This window comes from Aquamicrobium ahrensii (genome assembly GCF_040545755.1).
Classification (GTDB): Bacteria; Pseudomonadota; Alphaproteobacteria; order Rhizobiales; family Rhizobiaceae; genus Mesorhizobium; species Mesorhizobium ahrensii.
In genome coordinates this window covers 24,247-45,423 of record NZ_JBEPMN010000020.1, presented here as the reverse complement: position 1 = coordinate 45,423, position 21,177 = coordinate 24,247, and the positions used below count along the sequence as shown (strand labels likewise).

Below are 21,177 nucleotides of genomic sequence, written 5' to 3'. Positions count from 1 at the left end.
GGCCGTCTGGTCTCTCTGTCACACGTTTCTCGGATCCGTCCGGCCCTGTGGTCCAGCGGATCTTGCAACCAGGTGGAGTGCGTCGAATATGGATCAGTCGGACGTAAGCCTTGCCGGCCTGCGCGAGCCGCTTCTGGCGGTCGATGGCGTGACGCTTCAATATGCAACACGAGAGCAGATCGTCACGGCGACCCATCGTGTCTCGTTCGACATGTTCGAGCGTGACCGCTTCGTCCTGCTGGGCCCATCGGGCTGCGGCAAGTCCACCCTGCTCAAGAGTATCGGCGGCTTCCTCAAGCCGGTCGAGGGGGAGGTCCGGCTCAACGGCAAGCGCGTGAGCGCCCCCGGCGCCGACCGCATGATCGTATTCCAGGAGTTCGACCAGCTGCTGCCGTGGCAGACCGTTCTGGAGAACGTCATATTCCCGATGCGCGCCACCGGGCGCTTTCCCCGCTCCGAATGGGCCGACCGCGCCGCAGCTGCGGTGGCGAAGGTCGGACTTTCCAAATTTGCCGATGCCTTCCCGCATACGCTTTCTGGCGGCATGAAGCAGCGTGTGGCGATTGGGCGTGCGCTGGCGATGGAGCCGCAGGTGCTGCTCATGGACGAGCCCTTTGCGGCGCTGGACGCCCTGACGCGCCGGCGTATGCAGCAAGAGCTGCTCGATCTGTGGGCCGAGATCCAGTTCTCGATGGTGTTCGTCACCCATTCGATCCAGGAGGCGATCATCCTTGCCAATCGCATCGTGGTGATGACGCCGCATCCGGGCCAGATCATTGCCGAGCTCGACGCCACCGACTTCAATTACGACCAGTCTGGAAGCGACGAATTTGTCGCCTTCCAGCAGAAGATCAACGACATGTTGTTCGGACATGAGGACACCGCCCATGGCTGAGGTTTCCCCAACGCAGGAGGTGGGCTTCGTCGAGCTTGACGCGCGTCCTGACATCGAGCGGCCGCGTGCGCCGGCACACATGATTGGCGACGTCGCGCAGGATCTGGGCCTCTGGGAGCGCCTTTTCGGCAAGACCTGGGTGCGACGGGCCCTTGTGCTTGTGGTGCTGGGCATCGCCTGGGAGGCCTATGCCCGCTATGCCGGCAACGAGCTGATGTTCCCGTCGCTGAGCGCCACGCTGGACGCCTGGTGGCAGGGCATGCGCTCGGGTGTCCTGATCTCATCCGTCTACGGCACGCTTCAGGTGCTGCTCCTGGGCTATGCGGTAGCGGTGTGCATCTCGGTAATCTTGACCACCTTCGCCATCAGCACACGCGTCGGCACCGACGTGCTGGCCACCATGACAGCCATGTTCAACCCACTGCCGGCGATCGCCATCCTGCCGCTGGCGCTGTTGTGGTTTGGCCTGGGGGTCACCAGCCTAATCTTCGTGATCGTCCACTCCGTATTGTGGGCGGTTTCGCTCAACACGCTCACCGGCTTCCTGGCGGTCAGCCAGACGCAGCGAATGGTCGGCCGCAACTATGGTCTCAAGGGTGTCAGCTTCGTGGTGAAGATACTCATTCCCGCAGCCTTCCCCTCGATCCTGTCGGGCCTCAAGATCGGCTGGGCCTTCGCCTGGCGCACGCTGATCGCCGCCGAGCTGGTTTTCGGTGTCTCCGGCAATTCGGCCGGGCTTGGCTGGTACATCTTCCAGAACCGCAACGCGCTGGAAACCGCCAATGTCTTTGCCGGCCTGCTGACGGTCATCATCATCGGGCTGTTTGTCGAGGGAGTGATCTTCCGGACGATAGAGGCTGCGACCGTCAGGCGCTGGGGTATGCAAAGCTGAGCTTGATATGGTGACGCTAAAGCAGATAGAGGCCGCCCACTGGGTCGAGAAACTCGGCAGCTTCCATGCGGCTGCCGAGCGGCTCAACACCACCCAGTCCACCATCTCCAAACGCATTCAGGAGCTGGAGCATTCGCTGGGCTTTCCGATCTTCGACCGCTCCAACCGCACGTCGCAGGTGACGCTGAAAGGACGTGGGCTGCTCGCCGATTTCGCCGCGATGCTGAATCTGCATCGCAAGATCGAGCACAGCGCAAAAAACGACACCAGCTATTCCGGCTATTTTCATCTCGGGGCGACCGAGATGGTGGCGCTTACCTGGCTGCCGAAGCTGATACCTGCGATCACCGCACGCTTTCCCAACATCAATCTGAGGACCAGCATCAACCTCACCCATGAATTGCAGGACAAGTTCAGGGACTACAAGCTTGACCTCATCCTCTGCCCGCTCACCCATGCCGAGTCGCTCGCCGGTCTGCCGTCGCTGCCTTTGCCAGCGCTGGAATCGGCGTGGATGTGCGGTGACGAACTGACCGCCAGCCGCCGCGGCGTACTGTCTCCCGAAGAGATCGCCAGCCTGCCGATCCTGACCTATGCCGAAGGCTCGCTGCTTCACCAAAGGGTGGTCAAGACCCTTGCCGAGCATGGCTTTGCGGCGCGACAGACAATCTCCTGCAGCAGCATGATCGCAATTGCGGAACTGGTGCGCGGCGGGCTTGGCATCGCCTATTTGCCACGCGATTATTTTCAGGCCCATGGCGGGCTCAACATTCTTCACACCAACATGACGATGCGCCCGCTCCAGTATGCCGCAATCTACCGCGACGATTTCATCGCCTCGCAGATCGCCGAGTTGGCGCAGGAATTTTGCGACTTCTCACGGCCAAGCCTGTGACACAGCCGATGTTGAGGCGGGTAAGGGAAACGAGCGGAAAACGAAGCCTTCTGACATGAGGAAAAGCGATCGAATTTGCCGAAAATAATTCGCTTTACGAACCAGACGGGCGGGTCCGACTATGTCCCGCCCCTGCCTAACCACGTCGCGTAACTTCGTTATGCAAACCACCTTGCCAAGATCCTGCGCGGAGGAATCATTGTCAGACACCAAGCCGAGCGTCGCCGAACAGTTGAAGGCCTATGAGGGCCAGCTTCTGGGCCTTATCCCCGTGGACCGCATCAAGGCTGTGGATTTTTCGCGTCCAGCGGCGGCGATCATCGAGCGCTACCGGCAATTGCCGGACCTGACCTCATCCATCGCCGATATCCTTGACCAGTTCGGCGTCGACAGCGCCATCCCCACGACGTTGCTGGCGCCCATCGCGCCCGGCCAGCGCATGGTCGGACCCGCCGTCACCGTCAAGCACGGCCCGGCCCGCTTCAATGCCGGCTATAACGTCGCCAACAAGACCTCGCCGCAACTCGGCGCGATTGACGAGGTGACCCTGTCGCAAGCGGGCGACGTCATGGTCATCGACGGAAGCGCGGTGCCGACGGCCTCCAATATTGGCGGCATCATGGCGACGGCGGTGGCTTCCAAGGGATTTGCCGGCGTCGTGGTGGATGGCTGCGTCCGCGATATCGAGAACATGAAGCGCATGGGGCTGCCCGTATGGGCGCGCGGCGCTACGCCGCGCACCGGCAAACACCGCATGGAACTGGTGGAATTCAACGGCAAGGTCGACATAGCCGGCGTGCAGATCCTGCCCGGCGATCTCATCCTTGGCGATTCCGACGGTGTCGTGGTCGTGCCGCTGGATTTGTGCGAGCAGGTGCTGGAGCGCGCCGAGCAGGTGGCGGAGAAGGAGAAGGCTTTGCTTGGTGCGCTCGAAAGCGGCGCGTCCGCCAGCGAAAGCGCCTCCATCATCTCGCCGGACAAATGGTGAGGCCGCCGCCCATGCAACCCGTCGGGCCTATTGCGCTCAAATTCCTTGGCTTTGGCGAGGCGGCGTCGCTGTTTGCCGCCGGGCTTGCCCAGGCCGGGCTGAATGGCCTTGCCGCCTATGACATCGCCGTGCATGGCGGCCCGGGCGAGGCGCTGCTGCGCGAACGGGCCGCCGCGACCGGCACGGCGCTGCTGAGCGACCGCGCGGGCTTTTCCGACGCCTTGTGGGTCTTCGCCATGGTCCAGCCGGGCGTTGCCGAAAAGGCGGCACGCGAGACGGCGCCGCATCTGCGGCCCGGATCGTTTTATGTGGATTTTTCTTCCGCTTCGCCGAAGCGCAAGCAAGCGGCGGCCGCTTCGGTAGCGGCGCATGGTGGCCATTATGTCGATGCCGGCATCATCGGCTCGGTCCCGGCGTCGGGGCACCGCGTGCCGATATTCGCGTCAGGCCCTGATGCGGCGGCATTTCGCGACGTCTTCGCCGCCTATGGCATGGATATTACGGTGGCCGGCGATGTCGTCGGCGCCGCCGCCGGCATCAAGCTGGTGCGCAGCGTTCTGGCCAAGGGGCTGGAGGCGCTTTACGTCGAGGCGCTCGTCGCAGCCCGGCGATCCGGCGTCGCCGATGAGGTGCTCGGCAGCTTCTGCGCCTTCCTCGATGCCCGCCCAGCGCATGCGACGGCGGCGCTGCTGCTTCAGTCGCATGTGGTGCATGCGGCGAGGCGCGCCGAGGAAGTGGCGATGTCGCGCGACCTGGTGATCGAGGCCGGCCTCGATCCCGTAATGACCGACGCGGTCATCGAGATCATGCGGCGCACCGCTGCTACCGATGCGGCAGGCAGCGCTGGCGGCAGGCAGCCCGCCACCATGAACGATGCGCTTGCCATTCTCGATGAATGCCTGCCACGCCGCGCCCCCGGAAACGACATGAACGCAAAAGAAGATCGGAGTCAGTCATGAGCCCGCGCCACGAACGCAACGACATTATCACCATCTGCAAGGAACTCCTGTCCTTCGGTTCGGCCGTGGTGTTCGATTCCCAGAATCGGACCGGGGCGCTGGCCTCCAATATCAAACCGCTGGATCGGGCGATGACGGTCGCAGGGCCGGCCTTCACCTGCGTGTGCGAACCTGGCGATAACCTGACCTTGCATGCGGCGCTGAAGATGGCCCAGCCGGGCGATGTGCTGGTCTGCGACGCCACCGACGCCACCGAGCAGGGCATGTTCGGCGACGTCATGGCCAGTTGCGGCCTCGGCCGTGGCCTTGCCGGCCTCGTCACCGATGGCGGCGTCCGCGACCTGCAGACCATCATTGATGTCGGCTTCCCTGTCTTTGCCGCCAATGTGTGCATGAAGGGCACCGTCAAGGAGATGCTCGGCCCCATCGACGTTCCCGTGACCCTGGGCGGCGTTCTTGTTCGGCCCGGCGACCTGATCATTGGCGACGAGGACGGTGTCGTCGTCGTCGCCGCCGAAAACATCGATGCGGTGCTGGAAGCGTGTCGCCAGCGCGCCGCGAAAGAGGCGCAAACCGTCGCCGCTCTGGCAGGTGGCCGCACGCCTTGGGATGTCAACGATCTTGGCGGATTCCTGCGCGCCAAGGGCGTCTCCGTCGATTTCTGAAGACACCCCGGCAAGCCCTACCCGTCATTTCGTCCCGCCCATCACAGGACAAGATCATGAAGATCGCCAATATCGAGACCTTCCTGTTCCACCCCGGCAGCGGCAAGAACCTTCTGTTCGTGCGCATCGAGACATCCGACGGCGCCTATGGCTGGGGTGAGGCTTATGTCGGCGTCAAGAAGGAAGTCATCGTTGAGAAATACATCAACGCCATGGCCCCCTATCTGGTCGGCCGCAGTCCCTACACGATCCGCCATATGGCGCAGATCATGTTCGACGACTTCGCCATCCGCCGCACCTCGGTCGATTTTCTGTGCGCCTGGAGCGCCATCGAGATCGCGCTGTGGGACATCGTCGGCAAGCTGTCGAACCAGCCGATCTACAATCTGCTGGGCGGTCCCTCACGCGAGAAGGTGCGCCTCTACGCCAATGGCTGGTGGTATGGCGTCACCAATATCGACCAGACGGTCGAGCGCGCGCTGCAGGTCAAGGAGATGGGCTTCACGGCGCTGAAATGGGACCCCTTCCCCGGACCGTGGCGCACCTTCATCACCCGCGAGGAGGAAGATTATGCGGTAGACAACGTTCGCGCCATGCGCGAGGCGCTCGGCCCGGATATGGACCTTCTGATCGACGCCCATCGCCGCGTCGCGCCGCATCACGCCATCCGTGTTGCGCGCCGGCTGGAGGAGTTCGACATCTATTGCTACGAGGAGCCGTGCCTGTCTGACAATCTTGACCTGGTGGCCGAGGTGCGTGGCTCCATCGCCACCCCCGTCGTCACGGGCGAAACGCTCTACACCAAGGAGCAGTTCGCGCAGGTGTTCGAGAAGCGCGCCGCCGACATCCTCAACCCCGACATCTGCGCCGTCGGCGGCATATTGCAGATGCTCGACATCGCCGCGATGGCGCATCCGCACGCCGTGGCCATCAGCCCGCACAACTATAACAGCCCGATCATCGGCCTGGCCGCGACGGTGCACCTGTCGGCGCTGATCCCCAATTTCCTGATCGCCGAGTGCTTTATCAATCTGTCGGAGGCCTGCGCCGAGATCGCGGCGCCGGGACTGAAGATCGAAGATGGCTGGGTCGATCTGCCAACCGGCCCGGGGCTCGGCGTCGACATTGACGTCGATGCGCTGCGCCGCCGCCCCTACAAGGATTTCCCGCACAAGGACATGCGTCAATATTGGGAGGAGTTCCCGCGCAAGAACTATGTGTGGGGCGTCGCAAACGTCACCCGCTAAATCTACCTGGACCCGATGCCCGTTTAAGGACACCGCGCCGACCCGCCGCTCCAGCCCATGAGAGGAAGACCATGACCGCCCAGACCCTTTCCGAAGAATTGCTTGCCCGCTATCGCGACATCACCGCCGCCACCGCTCATGAGGCCATGGGCCGCAAGGGAGCGCTCGATTCCGCGATCAAGCCGATCCGCAGGGGCATGCGCGTGCTGGGCCCGGCCTTCACCTGCCTGTGTCCCCCCGGCGACAATCTGACACTGCATGCCGCACTCAAGCTCGCCAAGCCCGGCGACGTCCTGATCTGCGCGGCCGCCGGCTTCACCGAGCAGGGCCTGTTCGGCGATGTGATGGCCAGTTGCGCCAAGGGCAAGGGCCTCGCCGGCCTCGTCGTCGATGGCGGGGTACGGGATGCCGCCGATATTGACCGCATAGGCTTTCCCGTCTTCAGCCGTGCAATCTCGATCAAGGGCGCTGTCAAGGAGACGCTGGGCCCGATCAACCAACCGATCGTCGTCGGCGGCGAACTCGTCTCGCCCGGCGATCTCATCATCGGCGACGATGACGGCGTAGTCGCCATTCCGGCTGCGCTGATCGAGGAAACGGCTGCCGCCTGCATCGAGCGCGAGGCAAAGGAAACGCGCTTCCGGGAAGCGCTGCTCCAGGGCAACACCACATGGGAAATGCTCGGCCTCAACGCACTGATGGAAAAGAAGGGCAATCCTTTCCGCCTGTGAGGCGCTGCCAGCATGGCCGGCTTTCAAGGCCGGCCGCGTATCGCCGTGCGTCCGTCCGGACGCACAAAGGGCGGTCTGAATTATTGGTGGAGCATCGGAAACCGGTTTCCACTTTTCGGTCCGATGCTCTGGCGGCGGGATGGAAGATGACGACATGACCAGCATCAATCACACGATATCCGAACTGGAAGCGCTGTTTGGGGAGCGCGTGTCGAGGGCCGAGGCGGTGCGCAGGCATCATGGCGACGATCTTTCCTATCTGCCGGCGATGTTGCCCGACGCAGTCTTCTTCGCGGCCAGCACCAGCGAGGTCAGCCAGGCCCTGGCCATCTGCAACGCCAATCGCACGCCGGTGATCGCCTTCGGCACCGGCACGTCCATCGAAGGCCAGATCCATGCTCCGCAGGGCGGCATCTGCATCGACGTGTCGGGCATGGACCGCATCCTTGCGGTTCACGAGGAAGATTTCGACGCCGTGGTCCAGCCCGGCGTCAAGCGCAAGCAACTCAACGAATATCTACGCGCCACGGGGCTGAGCTTTCCGGTCGATCCCGGCGCCGATGCCTCCCTTGGCGGAATGACCGCGACCCGCGCCTCCGGCACCAATGCCGTGCGCTACGGGACAATGCGCGAGAATGTGCTGGCGCTGGAGGTTGTTCTGCCGGACGGCCAGATCATCCGCACCGGCACCCGGGCGCGCAAATCCTCGACCGGCTACGACCTGACCCGCCTGTTCGTCGGCTCGGAAGGAACGCTCGGCGTCATCACGGAGCTTACGGTGCGGCTGCACCCGATCCCTGCGGCGGTCTCGTCCGCCGTCTGCACATTCGCTTCGTTGCAGGGCGCCGTCGATACGGTCATCGCCACCATGCAGTCCGGCGTGCCCATGGCGCGTATCGAGTTCCTCGACGAGGTCGCCATCGAGGCGGCCAATAATTATTCCCGCCTGGACCTGAAGGTCGCGCCGACGCTTTTCCTGGAGTTCCATGGAACCGAGACGGGGATCGCCGAGCAGGCGGAAATGGTGGAGGCGATCGCCGCCGAAAATGGTGGCGAGGGCTTCGCCTGGGCGAGGGCTGCCGAGGATCGGGCAAGGCTGTGGCAGGCACGGCACGATTCCAACCCTGCCACCCGCGCCCTGCGCCCAGGAAGCGCCACCTTCGTCACCGATGCCTGTGTGCCGATTTCGGCACTTGCCGAAAACATCCTTGCAGCCCGCGCCGAGGCCGACCGGTCTTTCCTGCGCACCAAGATCAACGGCCATGTCGGCGACGGCAATTTCCATGTCAACTATCTGGTCATGCCGGGCGATGAACGCGAGATCGCCGAGGCCGAGCGCCTTGCGGCGGGTGTGGTCGAGCGCGCCCTGAAAAGCGGCGGCACGGCCAGTGGCGAGCATGGCGTCGGGCTTGGCAAGCTGAAATTCCTGCAACGCGAGCACGGCCCTGCATTGCACAGCATGGTCGCGCTCAAGCAGGCGTTCGACCCGAACGGGATCATGAATCCCGGCAAGCTGGGCTCTTTTTCCTAGCAGTTCCAGCACAAACGCGAGGCGTTTCAATCAAGGAATTGTGGTAGCCGAAAGACGGGTACAGTTTCGCCGGTTCAGCAACACCCGCTGCTGCAGGACCCGACGTAGAGCGCAGGAGGGAGACACTCACATGCTGCCGACACCCGCGAACAGGCTGGTCGCCACCCATTGGGGCCTCTACCGGCCCCGCATGTCGGGTGGCAATGTCACGGACCTCGACCCGTTCGAGCTGGATAATGATCCAGCGCCGCTGGCGCAGGGCATTATCGAGGCTCATTCCGCGCCATCGCGCATCCTGCGGCCTGCCGTGCGCCGCTCCTTTCTCGAGGCGCGCGAGGCCGGGCGTCGTGGCCCCGGTTCCGGTTCAGGCCGCGGTCACGAACCCTTTGTCGAGCTGCCTTTTGACGAAGCGCTCGACCTGGCCGCCGCCGAGCTTGACCATGTGCGCCGGACATGGGGCAATGCGGCAATCTATGGCGGCTCCTATGGCTGGTCGTCAGCCGGGCGTTTCCATCACGCCCAGAGCCAGGTCCACCGCTTCCTCAATTCCATCGGCGGCTATACGCGCTCGATCCAGAATTACAGCTTCGCCGCCGCCGACATGATCCTGCCGCATGTGATCGGCAGCCGGAAGGGGCTGATCGACGGCCATACGCCCTGGCCGCGCATCATGACGCAGGCCAGGCTGGTCGTCATGTTCGGCGGCACGCCGCTGCGCAACGCGCAGGTCGGCTCCGGAGGCATCAGCGTCCACATAGTCCGCGACGCGATGGAACTGTCGCGCCGGCAGGGCGTGCGCATCGTGTCCGTCTCCCCGATGCGCGACGATACGCTTGGTGATAATGTCGAATGGCTGCCGATAAGGCCCGGCGCCGACACGGCCATGCTGCTGGCGATGATGCATGTGCTCATTTGCGAGGACCGGGCCGACCTCGCATTCCTTGACAGCCACACTGTCGGCTATGACCGGCTTGGCGCCTATGTGCTTGGCGAAGAAGACGGCGTCGCCAAGACGCCGGAATGGGCGGCGGCTATCTGCGGCGTTCCCGCCTCGGCGATTGCCGACCTCGCCCGGGCCATGGCGGACACGCGCAGCTTCGTGATGATGGCCTGGTCGCTCCAGCGTGCCGATTTTGGCGAGCAACCCTATTGGGCCGCCATCGCCCTTGCCGCCATGCTGGGCCAGATCGGTCTGCCCGGCGGCGGTGTCGGCTTCGGTTATGCCTCCGCAAACGGGATCGGCAACCCGATCCCGGACATGAAATGGCCGTCGCTGCCGCAGGGCAGTAATCCGGTCAGCGATTACATACCCGTCGCCCGCATCGCGGACACGCTGCTTCACCCTGGCGAGCGCTACGATTTCAACGGAGAAAGCCGCACCTATCCCGATCTGAAACTCATCTACTGGGCTGGCGGCAGTCCCTTCCATCATCATCAGGACCTCAATCGTCTGCGCCGCGCCTGGCAGCTGCCGGAAACCGTCATCGTCCATGACAGCTGGTGGAACGCAACGGTCCGGCATGCCGACATCGTGTTCCCGGCAACGACGACGCTGGAACGCAATGACATTGCCTGCTCGGCGCGTGATCGCTTCATCGCCGCCTCACACGCCGTTCTGGAGCCCGCCGGCGAGGCTCGTGACGATTATGCGATATTTTCCGCGCTGGCCGAGCGGCTGGGCGCAGCCGACGAGTTCACGCAAGGGCGCGACACGGAGGCATGGCTGCGCCAGCTTTATCTGAACGCCCGGCAATCCGCCGCCGCCATCGGCCACGAGTTGCCCGAATTCGAGCGCTTCTGGTCACAAAGCGTGGCGATGCTACCGCCGACGCCGCCCGACGAGCAGCGCGACCTGCTGGCGGCCTTCCGCGCCGACCCGCAGGGTCAACGGCTGGAGACGCCTTCCGGTCGCATCGAGCTGTTTTCGGAGCGGGTGGCCGGTTTCGGTTATGACGACTGCCCCGGTCATCCGGCGTGGATCGAGCCGCGCGAGTGGCTGGGCGCTCCGCTGGCGGCGCGCTATCCGCTGCATCTTTTGTCGACCCAGCCTGCCCGCCGGCTGCACAGCCAGTATGATGTTGGCGCCCACTCGCGCCAGGGCAAGCACCATGGGCGCGAGATCATGCGCATGAACCCGGCCGATGCGGCGGCGCGTGGACTCGCCGGTGGCGATGTCGTGCGGCTGTTCAACGACCGCGGCGCGTGCCTGGCGGCATTGGAGATCAGCGACGAACTGCTGCCGGGGGTCGTCCAGCTGGCGACCGGCGCCTGGTACGATCCGGCGCCGGGTGACGATCCGCAGCCGCTCGAACGCCATGGCAACCCCAATGTGCTCACGGCCGATATTGGCACGTCGCGCCTCGCGCAGGGGCCCAGCGCACAGTCGTGCCTCGTCGAGGTGGAGCGTTTCGACGGAGAGCTGCCGCCGGTTCGCGTCTTCGAGCCGCCGCAATTCTCCAGTCGCGGGACATGAGCCCGCAACCAATACGACGAATGTCCTGCCGACCAGCCAAGAAGGAAGAGAAGAAATGACCAGTTCCACCCAGTCTGACGATGCCGTCATGAATGCTTTCGCGCCATTCCAGGCAGCGACGATTTCCGATGCGATGTTTTCGCTCGGCCTGCGCGACAGCGCGCTCGATCCGAGCGTACGCCTGCTTGCCGGCCGCCAGCTTCTGGGCCGGGCGCGCACCGTAGGGCGCACCCCACTCACCGGCAATGCTGGCCAGGCCGAAATGGCCGGCGATTATGGCTTCGCCATCCAGCAGGTGATCGACGGCTGCAAGTCCGGCTCAGTGATCGTCATCGCCACCCAGGGCATTGCCTCGCATGCCAACTGGGGTGGCAACATGGCCCATCGCGCCAGCCATCTGGGCGCTGTCGGTCTCGTCACCGACGGAGCGCTGCGCGACGCGGACGAGATGGAAGGCTATGGTCTGACCGTCTTTGCGCAGGGCACCTCGGTGCGTGCCGGCCAGCATCGCTTCGCCACCACGGTACGCAATGAGCCGGTTATCTGCGCTGGAGCCTATGTGCGGCCCGATGACATCATTCTTGGCGACCGCGACGGCGTGATTGTCATTCCGCCCGAACATGCCAACGACATCGCCCGCAAGGCGGCAGAGCTCGTCGGTATCGAAAAGGAGATGCAGGCCTTCATGGATGGCGGCGCCTCGCTCTACGACGCTGTGATGAAATACAAGGTCCGCTGAAGCCAGAAGAAAAAAGCGGCGGCCGGGAGATTTCCTGACCGCCGCCGTCAATTGCTTTCAGCCGGACCGGCGATGCCGGTCCGGCTTTTGCCATTCAGGAAATATCGACAACGATCTTGCCGCGCGCCTTGCCGGAATCCAGAAGCGCGTGGGCGTCGGCCGCAGTTTCAAGCGTGAAGCGGCGCTCTTCGATGAGGGGCCTGAGCTTGCCCGCATCGGCAAGCGCGGCCAGCTCGCGCAGGATGCGCCCGTGGCGCTCGCGCCCCGGCCCGCGCAGCATCGGCAACAGCATGAACACGACATGCAGCGACAGCGCCTTGCCGTGCATATCACCAAGGTCTGCCGTGGTGCGCGCATTCGTCGTGGCAATGCGCCCGCCGATCGCTGCCGCCGCGAAGCTGTTCGCCAGATTATCTCCGCCAACGGTGTCGAATATGGCGCTGAAGCCGCTGCCGCCCGTCAGCCGTGCCACATAGTCGGCAACGGGTTCGGAGCGCAGGATGGTCTCGTCGGCGCCAAGCTGCCTGGCAAGCGCGGCCGCTTCCTCGCTACTGACGGTTGTCGACACCCGCGCCCCGGCTGCCTTGACAAGCTGGATGCCGATATGGCCGACGCCGCCCACCCCGCCATGCACCAGCACATGGTCGTCGCCTGTGAGAGCAAGCTTTTCCATGGCGTCGACAGCGGTGATGGCGACCAGCGGCAATGCCGCCGCCTCGTGGAAGCTCAGGCTCTTCGGCTTGGGCGCCAGAAGGCGCGCATCGGCAGCGATATATTGCGCCAGCGTTCCGCCATGGCCCTTCACGCCGCCGGCGCAGCCATAGACCTCGTCGCCGACGCTGATCCCCTCGACACCCTCGCCGACCGCCTCGACGATGCCCGCCAGGTCTGCACCAAGGATCGCCGGCATGTCGGGGCCGATCGGCAGCCCGGCGCGGATCTTGGCGTCGACGGGATTCAGCGCCGCGGCCCGGATGCGCACCAGCGCCTGGCTGGGGCCGGCGACGGGGCTCTCAACCTGAGTCAGCTTGAGTTTCTCGGGCCCGCCGAACTCGGTCAGCACCTGTGCCTGCATTCACGCCTCCATTGTGTTGAATTGGCAAGGGTTAGGGACTCGCCAACCACCGGGCAAGCGAATAGTTCTCATCGCAGCGATCAGATATGTTCATCAGCCTGCGGGGATCCGGTTTACATAGCTCAAGCATGGCAGCCCGGCCCGGCTGGCTTCCAGCCTCGTTGGCGGGGGGCCGGCTGGGCTCGACCTAAATCTTTTGCCGCATAGAAACGGTTCCCGTTTTCGTACGGAAATGGTCTGCTGCATTATCTCGTCCATACGAATCGGGGAGGAGCAGTTGATTTCCCACCGGCAGATGGAAGCAGTCTACTGGGTCAACCGGCTTGGCACCTTTCATGCCGCAGCCAGCCATCTCAACCTCTCGCAATCCACCGTCTCCAAGCGGGTGCAGGAATGCGAGGCGCTGCTTTCCTGCGAGATCTTCGACAGGAGCACGCGCCATGTGCGCCTGACTCCAGCCGGACGCAGCATCATCAGCCTGATCGAACAGATATTGAACCTGCAGGAGGAAATCCGCCACACAGCCCGCGACCCTGACCATTTTTCGGGACATTTCACCTTCGGCACCACCGAGATGGTCGCGGTCAGCTGGCTGCCTCGCCTGGTGTCAGCGATCAGGAACGCCTATCCAAGGGTGGTGCTGGAGCCGGTTATCGACGATGCGGCGCCGCTGTTTCGAGGGCTGCGCGACCGCTCGCTCGACCTGGTCATCGCGCCGCGGCTCAGGGGCGATCTCGGCCTGCCCCACCTACCCCTCGGCTCGGTCGCCACTTCGTGGATGTGCGCCAGTTCGCTCTATGACGGGCCCGACACGCTGTCGGTCGACAGGATCGTCGAATTCCCCCTGCTGATCCAGTCCGAACAATCGTCGATCTACGACTTGCTGACGCAATGGTTCCGTGAGTGCGACGTATCGATCAACCGCACCATCATCTGTAACAACACCACTGCCGTGGCCGAACTGGCGAAGGCTGGATTCGGCATGGCGTGCCTGCCTTCAACCCATTTCATGCCGCAGGTCGATTCCGGGGCGCTGCGTATCATCCACACATCGCCCCCGCCACCGCCCCTCGACTTCGTCGCCGCTTATCGAAATGACCGCATGTCGCCGATCTGCGCCCGCATCGCCGACATGGCAAGGGCGCAGAACGACTTCAGGCCCCTTGGTTCGGCAATTCTTTCCTAAACTTCATCAATAAATCATCAAAAATTTCTCTTTTTTCAATATGCATATGCGGTCTAGTCTCCTTCCGAGAAACGGGGGAGGCAGGATTGGTCGAGTCTGGCGCAAGTCGCCTTGCAGGTTGTGACAGCGATGTTCCGAGTGGCGCTCGCGTAGCCGGCTGCGCGCGAAGGTCACAGGGATGAGCGTGCGCAAGGCCGACATTGTGGTCCTCGGCGCCGGCGTCATTGGCGTGTGTGTGGCGCTTTATCTGCAACGCGACGGCCACGAGGTGGTGCTTGTCGACCAGGACGAGCCGGGAAATGGCTGTTCCTTCGGCAATGCAGGTCTCATCCAGTGCGCCAGTGTCGTGCCGGTGGCGACTCCAGGCGTGGCGCGCGCCGTGCCGCGAATGCTGCTCGACAAGAACCAGCCGCTCCATATCCGCTGGCGGCACCTGCCGACGCTGACACCCTATCTGCTGCGTTTCCTTGCCGAGTCGCGGCCAGATCGCGCCGCCCGCAACGCTCGCGCCCTCTCCACCATCGTGCCGCGCGCCTATGACGACTACCGCCCGCTCATCGAGGCGGCAGGCATCAGCGCCATGGTGCGATCAACCGGCGAGTTGCACGTTTTCGAGACAGATGCCGCCTTCGAGGCCGCGCGGTCGGGCGGCTTTGCCATACGGCGCAGCCACGGCGTGCGGGTCGAGGAACTGGATGCTGCGCAGGTCGGCGAGCTTGAACCCGCCCTCACCAACACCGTGCGGCACGGCCTGTTCCTGCCCGACTGCCACCAGACTGTGAACCCCAAGAGTTTCGTGGCGGCGCTGGCGGGCCACTTCATCGCCAATGGCGGCACTTTCATTCAAGCGCGCGTGGAGGATGTTCAGGTCGGCCCACAGGGCAAGGTGACGGTGGCGACGACCAACGGCGCCGTTGGGGCCGACCACATCGTACTTTCCTTCGGCGCTTTCTCGGCTCCGTGGGCGCGTAGGCTGGGCGTGCGGGTGCAGCTCGATTCGGAGCGTGGCTATCATGTGATGCTGCCGCAGCCGGGCGTTGCCCTTAACCGCACTGTGGTGTCGGGCGAATACAAATTCGCGCTGGCGCCGATTGATGGCAGGGTCCGTATCGTTGGTACGGCGGAGCTTGCGAGGGTCGGTGCGCCGCCCGCCTATGAGCGCGCCACCCGTCTGATCCCGCTTGCCCGCCATATCCTCCCGGGCCTCGACGACGCCGGGCGAACGCTGTGGATGGGGCATCGGCCCTCCACGCCCGACAGCCTGCCCGTGCTGGGGCAGCTACCGCGCCACCCCAACGTCATCTTCGCCTTCGGCCACAACCATTCCGGTCTCACGCTGGGCGGCACCACTGGCAGGATCGTCGCCGACCTCGTCGCCAGCCGCCCGTCCGTTGTCGACCTGTCGTCCTTCAGGCCGACCCGTTTCTATTCCTGACCTAGCGCCGGACATACACTGACCATGAACCAGCACCCCGTCTCCATTTATCGCAAGCTCGGCGTCGAACCGGTCGTCAATTGCGGCTCCTCGCGCTCCTTCTATGGCAGCAGCGTCATGAGCGATCCGGTGCGTGAGGCGATCGTCAGCGCCTCGCTCGATTACGTCATCATGGAGGAGCTGGCCGAGGCGATCGGCCAGCGGCTGGCCGCCATCACCGGCGCCGAATGGGGTACGGTGACCGCCGGATCATCGGGCGGGCTGGCGTTGGCCGCCGCGGCATGTGTGGCCGCCAATGATCCGCTGCGGATGCTGCGCATGCCGCAATCCTTCCATGGCGAGCAGCGCGTGGTGCTGACGCCGAAGGGACAACGCTTCGCCTACGATCAAGCCCTTCGCCTCGTCGGTGCGTCCATCATCGAGGTCGCCACCATGGAAGAGTTTCGCGTCGCGTTGCGCGAGCTACATGTGGTGGCGATATCGATCTTCGGCGAGCGCGACGCCGCTGCTCCAATCAGATTCGATGATATCCTGCCCGTGGCGCGCGCGGCCGGCGTACCGGTGCTGGTCGACGCGGCCTCCGAGCCGCTCGGCTACCCCGAAACATGGACTGCGCGCGGCGCAGACCTCGCCGTCTACAGCATCGGCAAGCTGATCCGCGGCCCGGCCGCCGCGGGCCTGCTACTGGGCCGCAAGGACCTCGTCCGTGCGGCATGGTTCAATGGTCCGCCCCACCAGGGCTTCGCCCGCGCCATGAAGATCGGCAAAGAGGAGATGGTGGGCGCCATTGCCGCCGTCGAACACTGGTTCTCGCGCGATCACGAGGCCGAGCGGCGCAGTTGGCGGCGCCGGCTGGAGGTTATCCGCGACCACCTGCGGCCGATCAACACGCTGCGACTCGATCTTTCGGAGTTGGTTGGCGGCGTGCCGCGGCTGAAGGTGGACTGGTCGCAATGCCAGCCGGAGCTGTCCTTCCTGGAATTGCGTGCCGAGTTGCTGGCGCGGCGGCCGCGCATCCTCATCGACGACTATGGCGGCAGCGATAGCTCGACCATGCTCAACCCCTTCGCGCTGCGCGATGGCGAGGAGGTGCTGGTCGCCGAGGCGCTCCACGAGGCGTTTTCCGCCGTCCGCCCAATTGTTTCCCCGCCTCCTGTCACAGAGGTGGATGTGAGCGGCGAATGGGTGGCGGAGCTTCAGTTCGCCAATGGCCCGGCCCGCCACCGCCTGCGCCTGCGGCGTCAGGGCAACGAAATTTCCGGCGCACATCTGGCGCCCGGCAGCGAGGTCGACGCCAGCGGCACGATGAAGGGCGGAGGCTTTGAGCTTCAGGCGTTTCACATGGTCGAAGGCAACACCGTCAGCTACCGCTTCGTCGCTCAGGAATGTTCGACCGCGCGCATCGCCGGTTTCGTCGAAATGGGTGCGGCCGCCAGCCACACAAAAGGCCCGACGACATATGGCCAGTTTGGGGCAGTCCAGTTCCACGCCGTTCCCGCCCCCGAAGGGCTTTCGCCGGCGCGCGGCTGACGCTGCGCGCCCGTATCAGACAGGAGATTTCATGGAACCGCATTACATCAACCCGCAAAATCTGCAGCACCGCTCCGACACCGTCGTCTTCAATGGCGTCGCTTATGTTTCCGGCGTTGTGCCGAGCGATAACTCCCTGCCCGTGGGCCAGCAGACCCAGCAGGCGCTGGCGCAGATCGATCAGCGTCTGGCCGAGGCGGGGACCAACCGTTCCCGTCTTCTTTCGGCGACGATCTGGATGCAGGACGTGAACCGCAACGTCGGTGAATTCAATGAAGCCTGGAATGCATGGCTGGCGCCGGGGCGGCAGCCTGCCCGCGCCTGCGTGCAGGCCGTGCTGCAAGGCGGCGCCATGCTGGAGATTTCGGTGGTCGCGGCGCTGCCGTGAACCTCGGGCCGTGAAACCGGCATCCCTCCCCGCAAGGACAAATGTCGGGGATGAAGCAGGGCAGCAGGCAGGAACGGTAAGGAGAGCGCCGCACCGGCGTGAAGGGAGGTCGAGATGAAGACGGTCGCAAACACCCCTGGCGAGCCGGCCGCGATGCCGGGGCAAGCCGAAACGGCGACGGGGCGGGTGTCGTCCGGGTATCGGGATGGGTGATTTTCTCACCATCCTGTCGCCTCCTTATCTCCAGGAATTCGCGAACGGGCTCCTGCTGACGCTGATCATGACGGCCGCCTTCCTGATGCTTGGCGGCTTATGGGGCGTAATGCTGACCATGCTGCGCATGGCGCCGCAGCTCGACCCGCTCGTGGCGGCCTATGTTTCGATCCACCGCAACGTGCCGCTGCTGGTCCAGATCATGTTCTGGTATTTCGCGGCGCCCGAATTCATGCCGGCTTTCGTCAGCGAGTGGGTCAACCAGCGTTCGAGCGAGATCTATTTCGCGATCCTGGCCATCAGCCTGGCGTTCGGCGCCTATGTGTCGGAGGATCTGCGAAGCGGCATCCGCTCGCTGCCGCCCGTGCAATATGAGGCGGCGCGCGCCGTCGGGCTCAGCTATGTCCAGGCAATGCGGCTGGTCATCATTCCGCAGGCGGCGCGGGTGTCTCTGCCGGCGCTCACCAACCAGTTCCTGCTTTATTTCAAGGGCACCAGCATCGCCTCCGCCATCGGTACGGCCGAACTGACTCACGCCGCCTATTCGGTCAACAACACCACCTATCTGACTTACCAGACCTTCGCTGTGGCGACCGTGCTTTACCTCGTGATCTCGCTGGTGATCATGGCGGTGAGCGCCCGGTTTCAGTCGGCCGGGCAGGAGAAGCGTCGATGATCGAGATCATCGACAAATACTGGCTGCTGCTTCTCATCGGCCAGTATCCGAACGGCCCGCTGGGCGGGCTGGCGATGACGATCATCATCGCCTTCGGCGCGCTGGTTGCATCGCTGCCCCTGGCCATCCTGCTCGCCCTGGCCCGCACCAGCGGCGTTCCATGGCTGGAGCGGCCGGTGCTGTGGCTCGTCACCTTCGTGCGCGGCCTGCCGTTCCTGATGTTCGTGTTCTGGGTCTATTTCGGCGTGCCAGCTCTTTTCGGCGTCTCGCTGGACGGCGTCACCACCATGGTGGTGGCGCTCATTATCTATGAATCCGCCTATATATCCGAGATCGTGCGGGCCGGCATCGAAGCCATCCCTCGCGGCCAGATCGAGGCGGCCAATTCGCTCGGCCTGAAATATGGCGTGCGCACCTTCGGCGTCGTGCTGCCGCAGGCGTTGTTCAACATGCTGCCCAGCCTCATCACCCAGTTCGCCTCCATCGTGAAGGAGACGTCGATCGGCTATATCATCAGCGCGCAGGAACTGACATTCGCCGCCACGCAGGTGAACAATCTTGAGGTGACGAAGCCGCTCGAGATCTTCGCCATCCTCGCCATCGCCTATTATCTGCTGTGCGGCGGCGTCGTGCTTGTGGCGCGAATGCTGGAGCGACGGGTGCTGCGGCGGCGCAAGCAGGCGGCGGAAACCGCCCGGCCCCTGACCCAGGCGGTGGCGGCATGATCCGGTTTTGCGAAGTCAGCAAATCCTATGGCAGTCTGTCTGCGCTACGCAACGTCAGCGGCTCGGTGGCCGCTGGCCAGGTGGTGGTGGTCTGCGGCCCGTCCGGTTCCAGCAAGTCCACCCTCATCCGTACCGTCAACCGGCTGGAGCCGATCCAGAGCGGCCGCATCCTGATCGAGGGCCGCGACATTCACGAGCGCAGATGGTCGGTGAACGACCTGCGCAGCAAGGTCGGCTTCGTTTTCCAGTCTTTCGGCCTGTTCCAGAACCTCGACGCACTCGGCAATGTGGCGTTGGCGCTCGTTCATGTGCGACGCATGCCGCGCAAGGAGGCGGAAGCTGCCGCGATGGACCAGCTCAAGCGACTGGGCCTCGCCGACAAGGCTCACCACATGCCCTCGCAGCTGTCGGGCGGCCAGCAGCAGCGCGTGGCCATCGCGCGCGCGCTGGTGATGAAGCCGGCAGTGCTGCTGCTCGATGAGCCGACCTCGGCGCTCGACCCCGAAATGGTCGGCGAGGTTCTGCACACAATCGAGCAACTGGCCGGCGCTGGTCTGACCATGATGTGCGTCACCCACGAGATGGGCTTTGCACGGCGCGTCGCCGACCGGATCTGGCTCATGGAGATGGGCGAACTGAAGGTCGATGCGGACGCAGCCGCTTTCTTTGCCGGCGAGGCAGGTCCCCGCGCCCGCGAATTTCTGAACGATCACTAGGACCCAGACGTCCAACAGGAGGAGACGAAAAATGAAACATACGCTACACGCAGCGCTCGCATTTGCTGCGGCCACGCTCGCGCTTGCCGCACCGGCCGCGGCCGACCAACTGGCGGACATTCAGGCCAAAGGCGCAATCGTCTGCGGCACCATCGGCACCGTGCCGCCATTCAGCTTCCAGGACCCGGCCACCCGCACCACCGTCGGCTATGACGTCGACATCTGCAATCTCATTGCCGAGAGGCTGAGCGTGAAGGCGGAGGTGGTGCTGGTGGCAGGCGCCGCCCGCATCCCCGAACTCAATCAGGGTCGCCTGGATATCGTCACCGGCTCGCTGGGCTGGACGCCGGAGCGGGCCAAGCAGGTCGACTACAGTTATTCCTACTATTTTTCCAACCAGATGGTCGGCGTGACGACGAAGTCCGGCATCGAATCCGTCAAGGAACTGGAGAGCAAGCGCGTCTCGGCACAATCGGCCTCCACCTCCGAGGCGGTCGCCAAGGAGAAGCTGCAGGGCTCGCAGGTCGTCTCGTTCCAGGACGTTCCGCAGGCCCTGCTGGCTCTCAATCAGGGTCGCGTGCAAGGTCTTGTCCTATCCGAGCTGATGCTGCGTGACTTCGCCGCCACCAGCGCCGATACTGACAACGCGCTCAAGGTGGTCGAGGATTCGACGCTGATGGTGGAGAAAGTAGGCGTCGGCGTGCGCAAGGGCGAGGAACCCCTGCTTGCCAGGATCAACGAGATTCTCTCAGAGGCCGACGAAAACGGTACGTTGGACACCATCTACGACAAATGGCTCGGCAAGGATTCGCAGTTCAACATGCCGCGCAGTTTCGAGGTGGCGCCGATCGAGTAGAAGCGGGCGCGACGCAAGTTGTCGCGACTCCGAAAACAGAACAGGCGGGCTTACCGGCCCGCCTGCAAGCAATAAGATTGTATGCGTTACGCTAAATTGTCAGATGACATCGACCCCGAGCGGCATCGCTTCGGCGAAGCGGTTTCGATCGCTTTCATCGCAAAAACGCTTTGCCGAGATGGGCCTTTTGGCAAAGCTGGGTAACGGCGGCAAGTACGTGGCGTTCGTCCAGAACTTATGATGTCGGCGGCCTAAACGGCGTCTTTGATTAGTCACCACAGTTGCCGTTATGCCCTGTGATTTGAGGCCGTCGATCAACGAGCGGCGCTGGACAGCCGAAGGGTCCACACTGGCAACAAGTG

20 protein-coding genes are annotated in these 21,177 nt (G+C 64.1%); 19 read left to right on the top strand and 1 reads right to left on the bottom strand.

From position 1 onward, the window contains the following. Positions 1-88: 88 nt before the first annotated feature. The 11 genes from ABID44_RS17580 (at position 89) to ABID44_RS17530 (ending at position 12,015) form a co-directional block, all read left to right on the top strand. Entirely contained in the window at positions 89-895 is an 807-nt protein-coding gene (locus tag ABID44_RS17580; protein ID WP_354152988.1) for an ABC transporter ATP-binding protein, read from the top strand. Beyond that, positions 888-1,787 (top strand): ABC transporter permease, encoded by a 900-nt coding sequence (locus ABID44_RS17575; RefSeq protein WP_378226856.1) that lies wholly within the window; start codon positions 888-890, stop codon positions 1,785-1,787. Before ABID44_RS17580 ends, ABID44_RS17575 begins: the two co-directional genes overlap by 8 nt. A gap of 7 nt (positions 1,788-1,794) precedes the next feature. After that, the gene (locus ABID44_RS17570) at positions 1,795-2,682 is read left to right on the top strand and encodes a LysR family transcriptional regulator (RefSeq protein WP_354152987.1); all 888 of its coding nucleotides are present in this window, start codon (positions 1,795-1,797) and stop codon (positions 2,680-2,682) included. A gap of 199 nt (positions 2,683-2,881) precedes the next feature. Then, a complete protein-coding gene (locus tag ABID44_RS17565; protein WP_354152986.1) occupies positions 2,882-3,670 on the top strand; it encodes an RraA family protein in 789 nt (262 codons plus the stop codon). Positions 3,671-3,681: 11 nt separating this feature from the next. After that, positions 3,682-4,629: an NAD(P)-dependent oxidoreductase gene (locus ABID44_RS17560; RefSeq protein WP_354152985.1), complete on the top strand. Its 948-nt coding sequence runs from the start codon at positions 3,682-3,684 to the stop codon at positions 4,627-4,629. Continuing rightward, on the top strand, positions 4,626-5,294 hold the full coding sequence (locus tag ABID44_RS17555; RefSeq protein ID WP_354152984.1) for a 4-carboxy-4-hydroxy-2-oxoadipate aldolase/oxaloacetate decarboxylase: 669 nt from the start codon (positions 4,626-4,628) through the stop codon (positions 5,292-5,294). The genes ABID44_RS17560 and ABID44_RS17555 overlap by 4 nt, the downstream gene beginning before the upstream one ends. Positions 5,295-5,350: 56 nt before the next feature. Beyond that, positions 5,351-6,541 carry a mandelate racemase/muconate lactonizing enzyme family protein gene (locus ABID44_RS17550; protein WP_354152983.1) on the top strand — a complete coding sequence of 397 codons (1,191 nt, stop codon included), beginning with the start codon at positions 5,351-5,353 and terminating at the stop codon, positions 6,539-6,541. A 71-nt stretch (positions 6,542-6,612) separates the two neighbouring features. Beyond that, positions 6,613-7,272: a 4-carboxy-4-hydroxy-2-oxoadipate aldolase/oxaloacetate decarboxylase gene (locus ABID44_RS17545; RefSeq protein WP_354152982.1), complete on the top strand. Its 660-nt coding sequence runs from the start codon at positions 6,613-6,615 to the stop codon at positions 7,270-7,272. 154 nt (positions 7,273-7,426) lie between these two features. Then, the gene (locus ABID44_RS17540; RefSeq protein WP_354152981.1) at positions 7,427-8,803 is read left to right on the top strand and encodes an FAD-binding oxidoreductase; all 1,377 of its coding nucleotides are present in this window, start codon (positions 7,427-7,429) and stop codon (positions 8,801-8,803) included. 130 nt (positions 8,804-8,933) lie between these two features. Then, positions 8,934-11,276, top strand: coding sequence for a molybdopterin-dependent oxidoreductase (locus ABID44_RS17535; protein WP_354152980.1), 2,343 nt, complete (start codon positions 8,934-8,936; stop codon positions 11,274-11,276). Positions 11,277-11,331: 55 nt separating this feature from the next. Further along, entirely contained in the window at positions 11,332-12,015 is a 684-nt protein-coding gene (locus tag ABID44_RS17530; protein WP_354152979.1) for an RraA family protein, read from the top strand. Positions 12,016-12,109: 94 nt separating this feature from the next. Here the strand turns inward: ABID44_RS17530 and ABID44_RS17525 are convergent, their stop codons facing one another. Next, on the bottom strand, positions 12,110-13,090 hold the full coding sequence (locus tag ABID44_RS17525) for a zinc-dependent alcohol dehydrogenase family protein (RefSeq protein WP_354152978.1): 981 nt from the start codon (positions 13,088-13,090) through the stop codon (positions 12,110-12,112). A gap of 277 nt (positions 13,091-13,367) precedes the next feature. On the opposite strand from ABID44_RS17525, the gene ABID44_RS17520 reads away from it, so the two are divergent. The 8 genes from ABID44_RS17520 (at position 13,368) to ABID44_RS17485 (ending at position 20,815) form a co-directional block, all read left to right on the top strand. Further along, complete coding sequence (locus tag ABID44_RS17520) at positions 13,368-14,276, top strand: LysR family transcriptional regulator (RefSeq protein WP_354152977.1); 909 nt, start codon at positions 13,368-13,370, stop codon at positions 14,274-14,276. 178 nt (positions 14,277-14,454) lie between these two features. Continuing rightward, positions 14,455-15,711: an NAD(P)/FAD-dependent oxidoreductase gene (locus tag ABID44_RS17515; RefSeq protein ID WP_354152976.1), complete on the top strand. Its 1,257-nt coding sequence runs from the start codon at positions 14,455-14,457 to the stop codon at positions 15,709-15,711. Positions 15,712-15,735: 24 nt separating this feature from the next. Further along, on the top strand, positions 15,736-17,241 hold the full coding sequence (locus ABID44_RS17510; RefSeq protein WP_354152975.1) for a hypothetical protein: 1,506 nt from the start codon (positions 15,736-15,738) through the stop codon (positions 17,239-17,241). Positions 17,242-17,272: 31 nt separating this feature from the next. Further along, the gene (locus tag ABID44_RS17505; RefSeq protein ID WP_354152974.1) at positions 17,273-17,629 is read left to right on the top strand and encodes a RidA family protein; all 357 of its coding nucleotides are present in this window, start codon (positions 17,273-17,275) and stop codon (positions 17,627-17,629) included. A gap of 205 nt (positions 17,630-17,834) precedes the next feature. Further along, on the top strand, positions 17,835-18,518 hold the full coding sequence (locus ABID44_RS17500; RefSeq protein ID WP_354152973.1) for an amino acid ABC transporter permease: 684 nt from the start codon (positions 17,835-17,837) through the stop codon (positions 18,516-18,518). Beyond that, the gene (locus tag ABID44_RS17495) at positions 18,515-19,243 is read left to right on the top strand and encodes an amino acid ABC transporter permease (RefSeq protein WP_354152972.1); all 729 of its coding nucleotides are present in this window, start codon (positions 18,515-18,517) and stop codon (positions 19,241-19,243) included. The genes ABID44_RS17500 and ABID44_RS17495 overlap by 4 nt, the downstream gene beginning before the upstream one ends. Then, complete coding sequence (locus tag ABID44_RS17490; protein WP_354152971.1) at positions 19,240-19,959, top strand: amino acid ABC transporter ATP-binding protein; 720 nt, start codon at positions 19,240-19,242, stop codon at positions 19,957-19,959. The genes ABID44_RS17495 and ABID44_RS17490 overlap by 4 nt, the downstream gene beginning before the upstream one ends. A 31-nt stretch (positions 19,960-19,990) precedes the next feature. After that, positions 19,991-20,815 carry a transporter substrate-binding domain-containing protein gene (locus tag ABID44_RS17485; protein WP_354152970.1) on the top strand — a complete coding sequence of 275 codons (825 nt, stop codon included), beginning with the start codon at positions 19,991-19,993 and terminating at the stop codon, positions 20,813-20,815. The last annotated feature ends 362 nt before the right edge of the window (positions 20,816-21,177 follow it).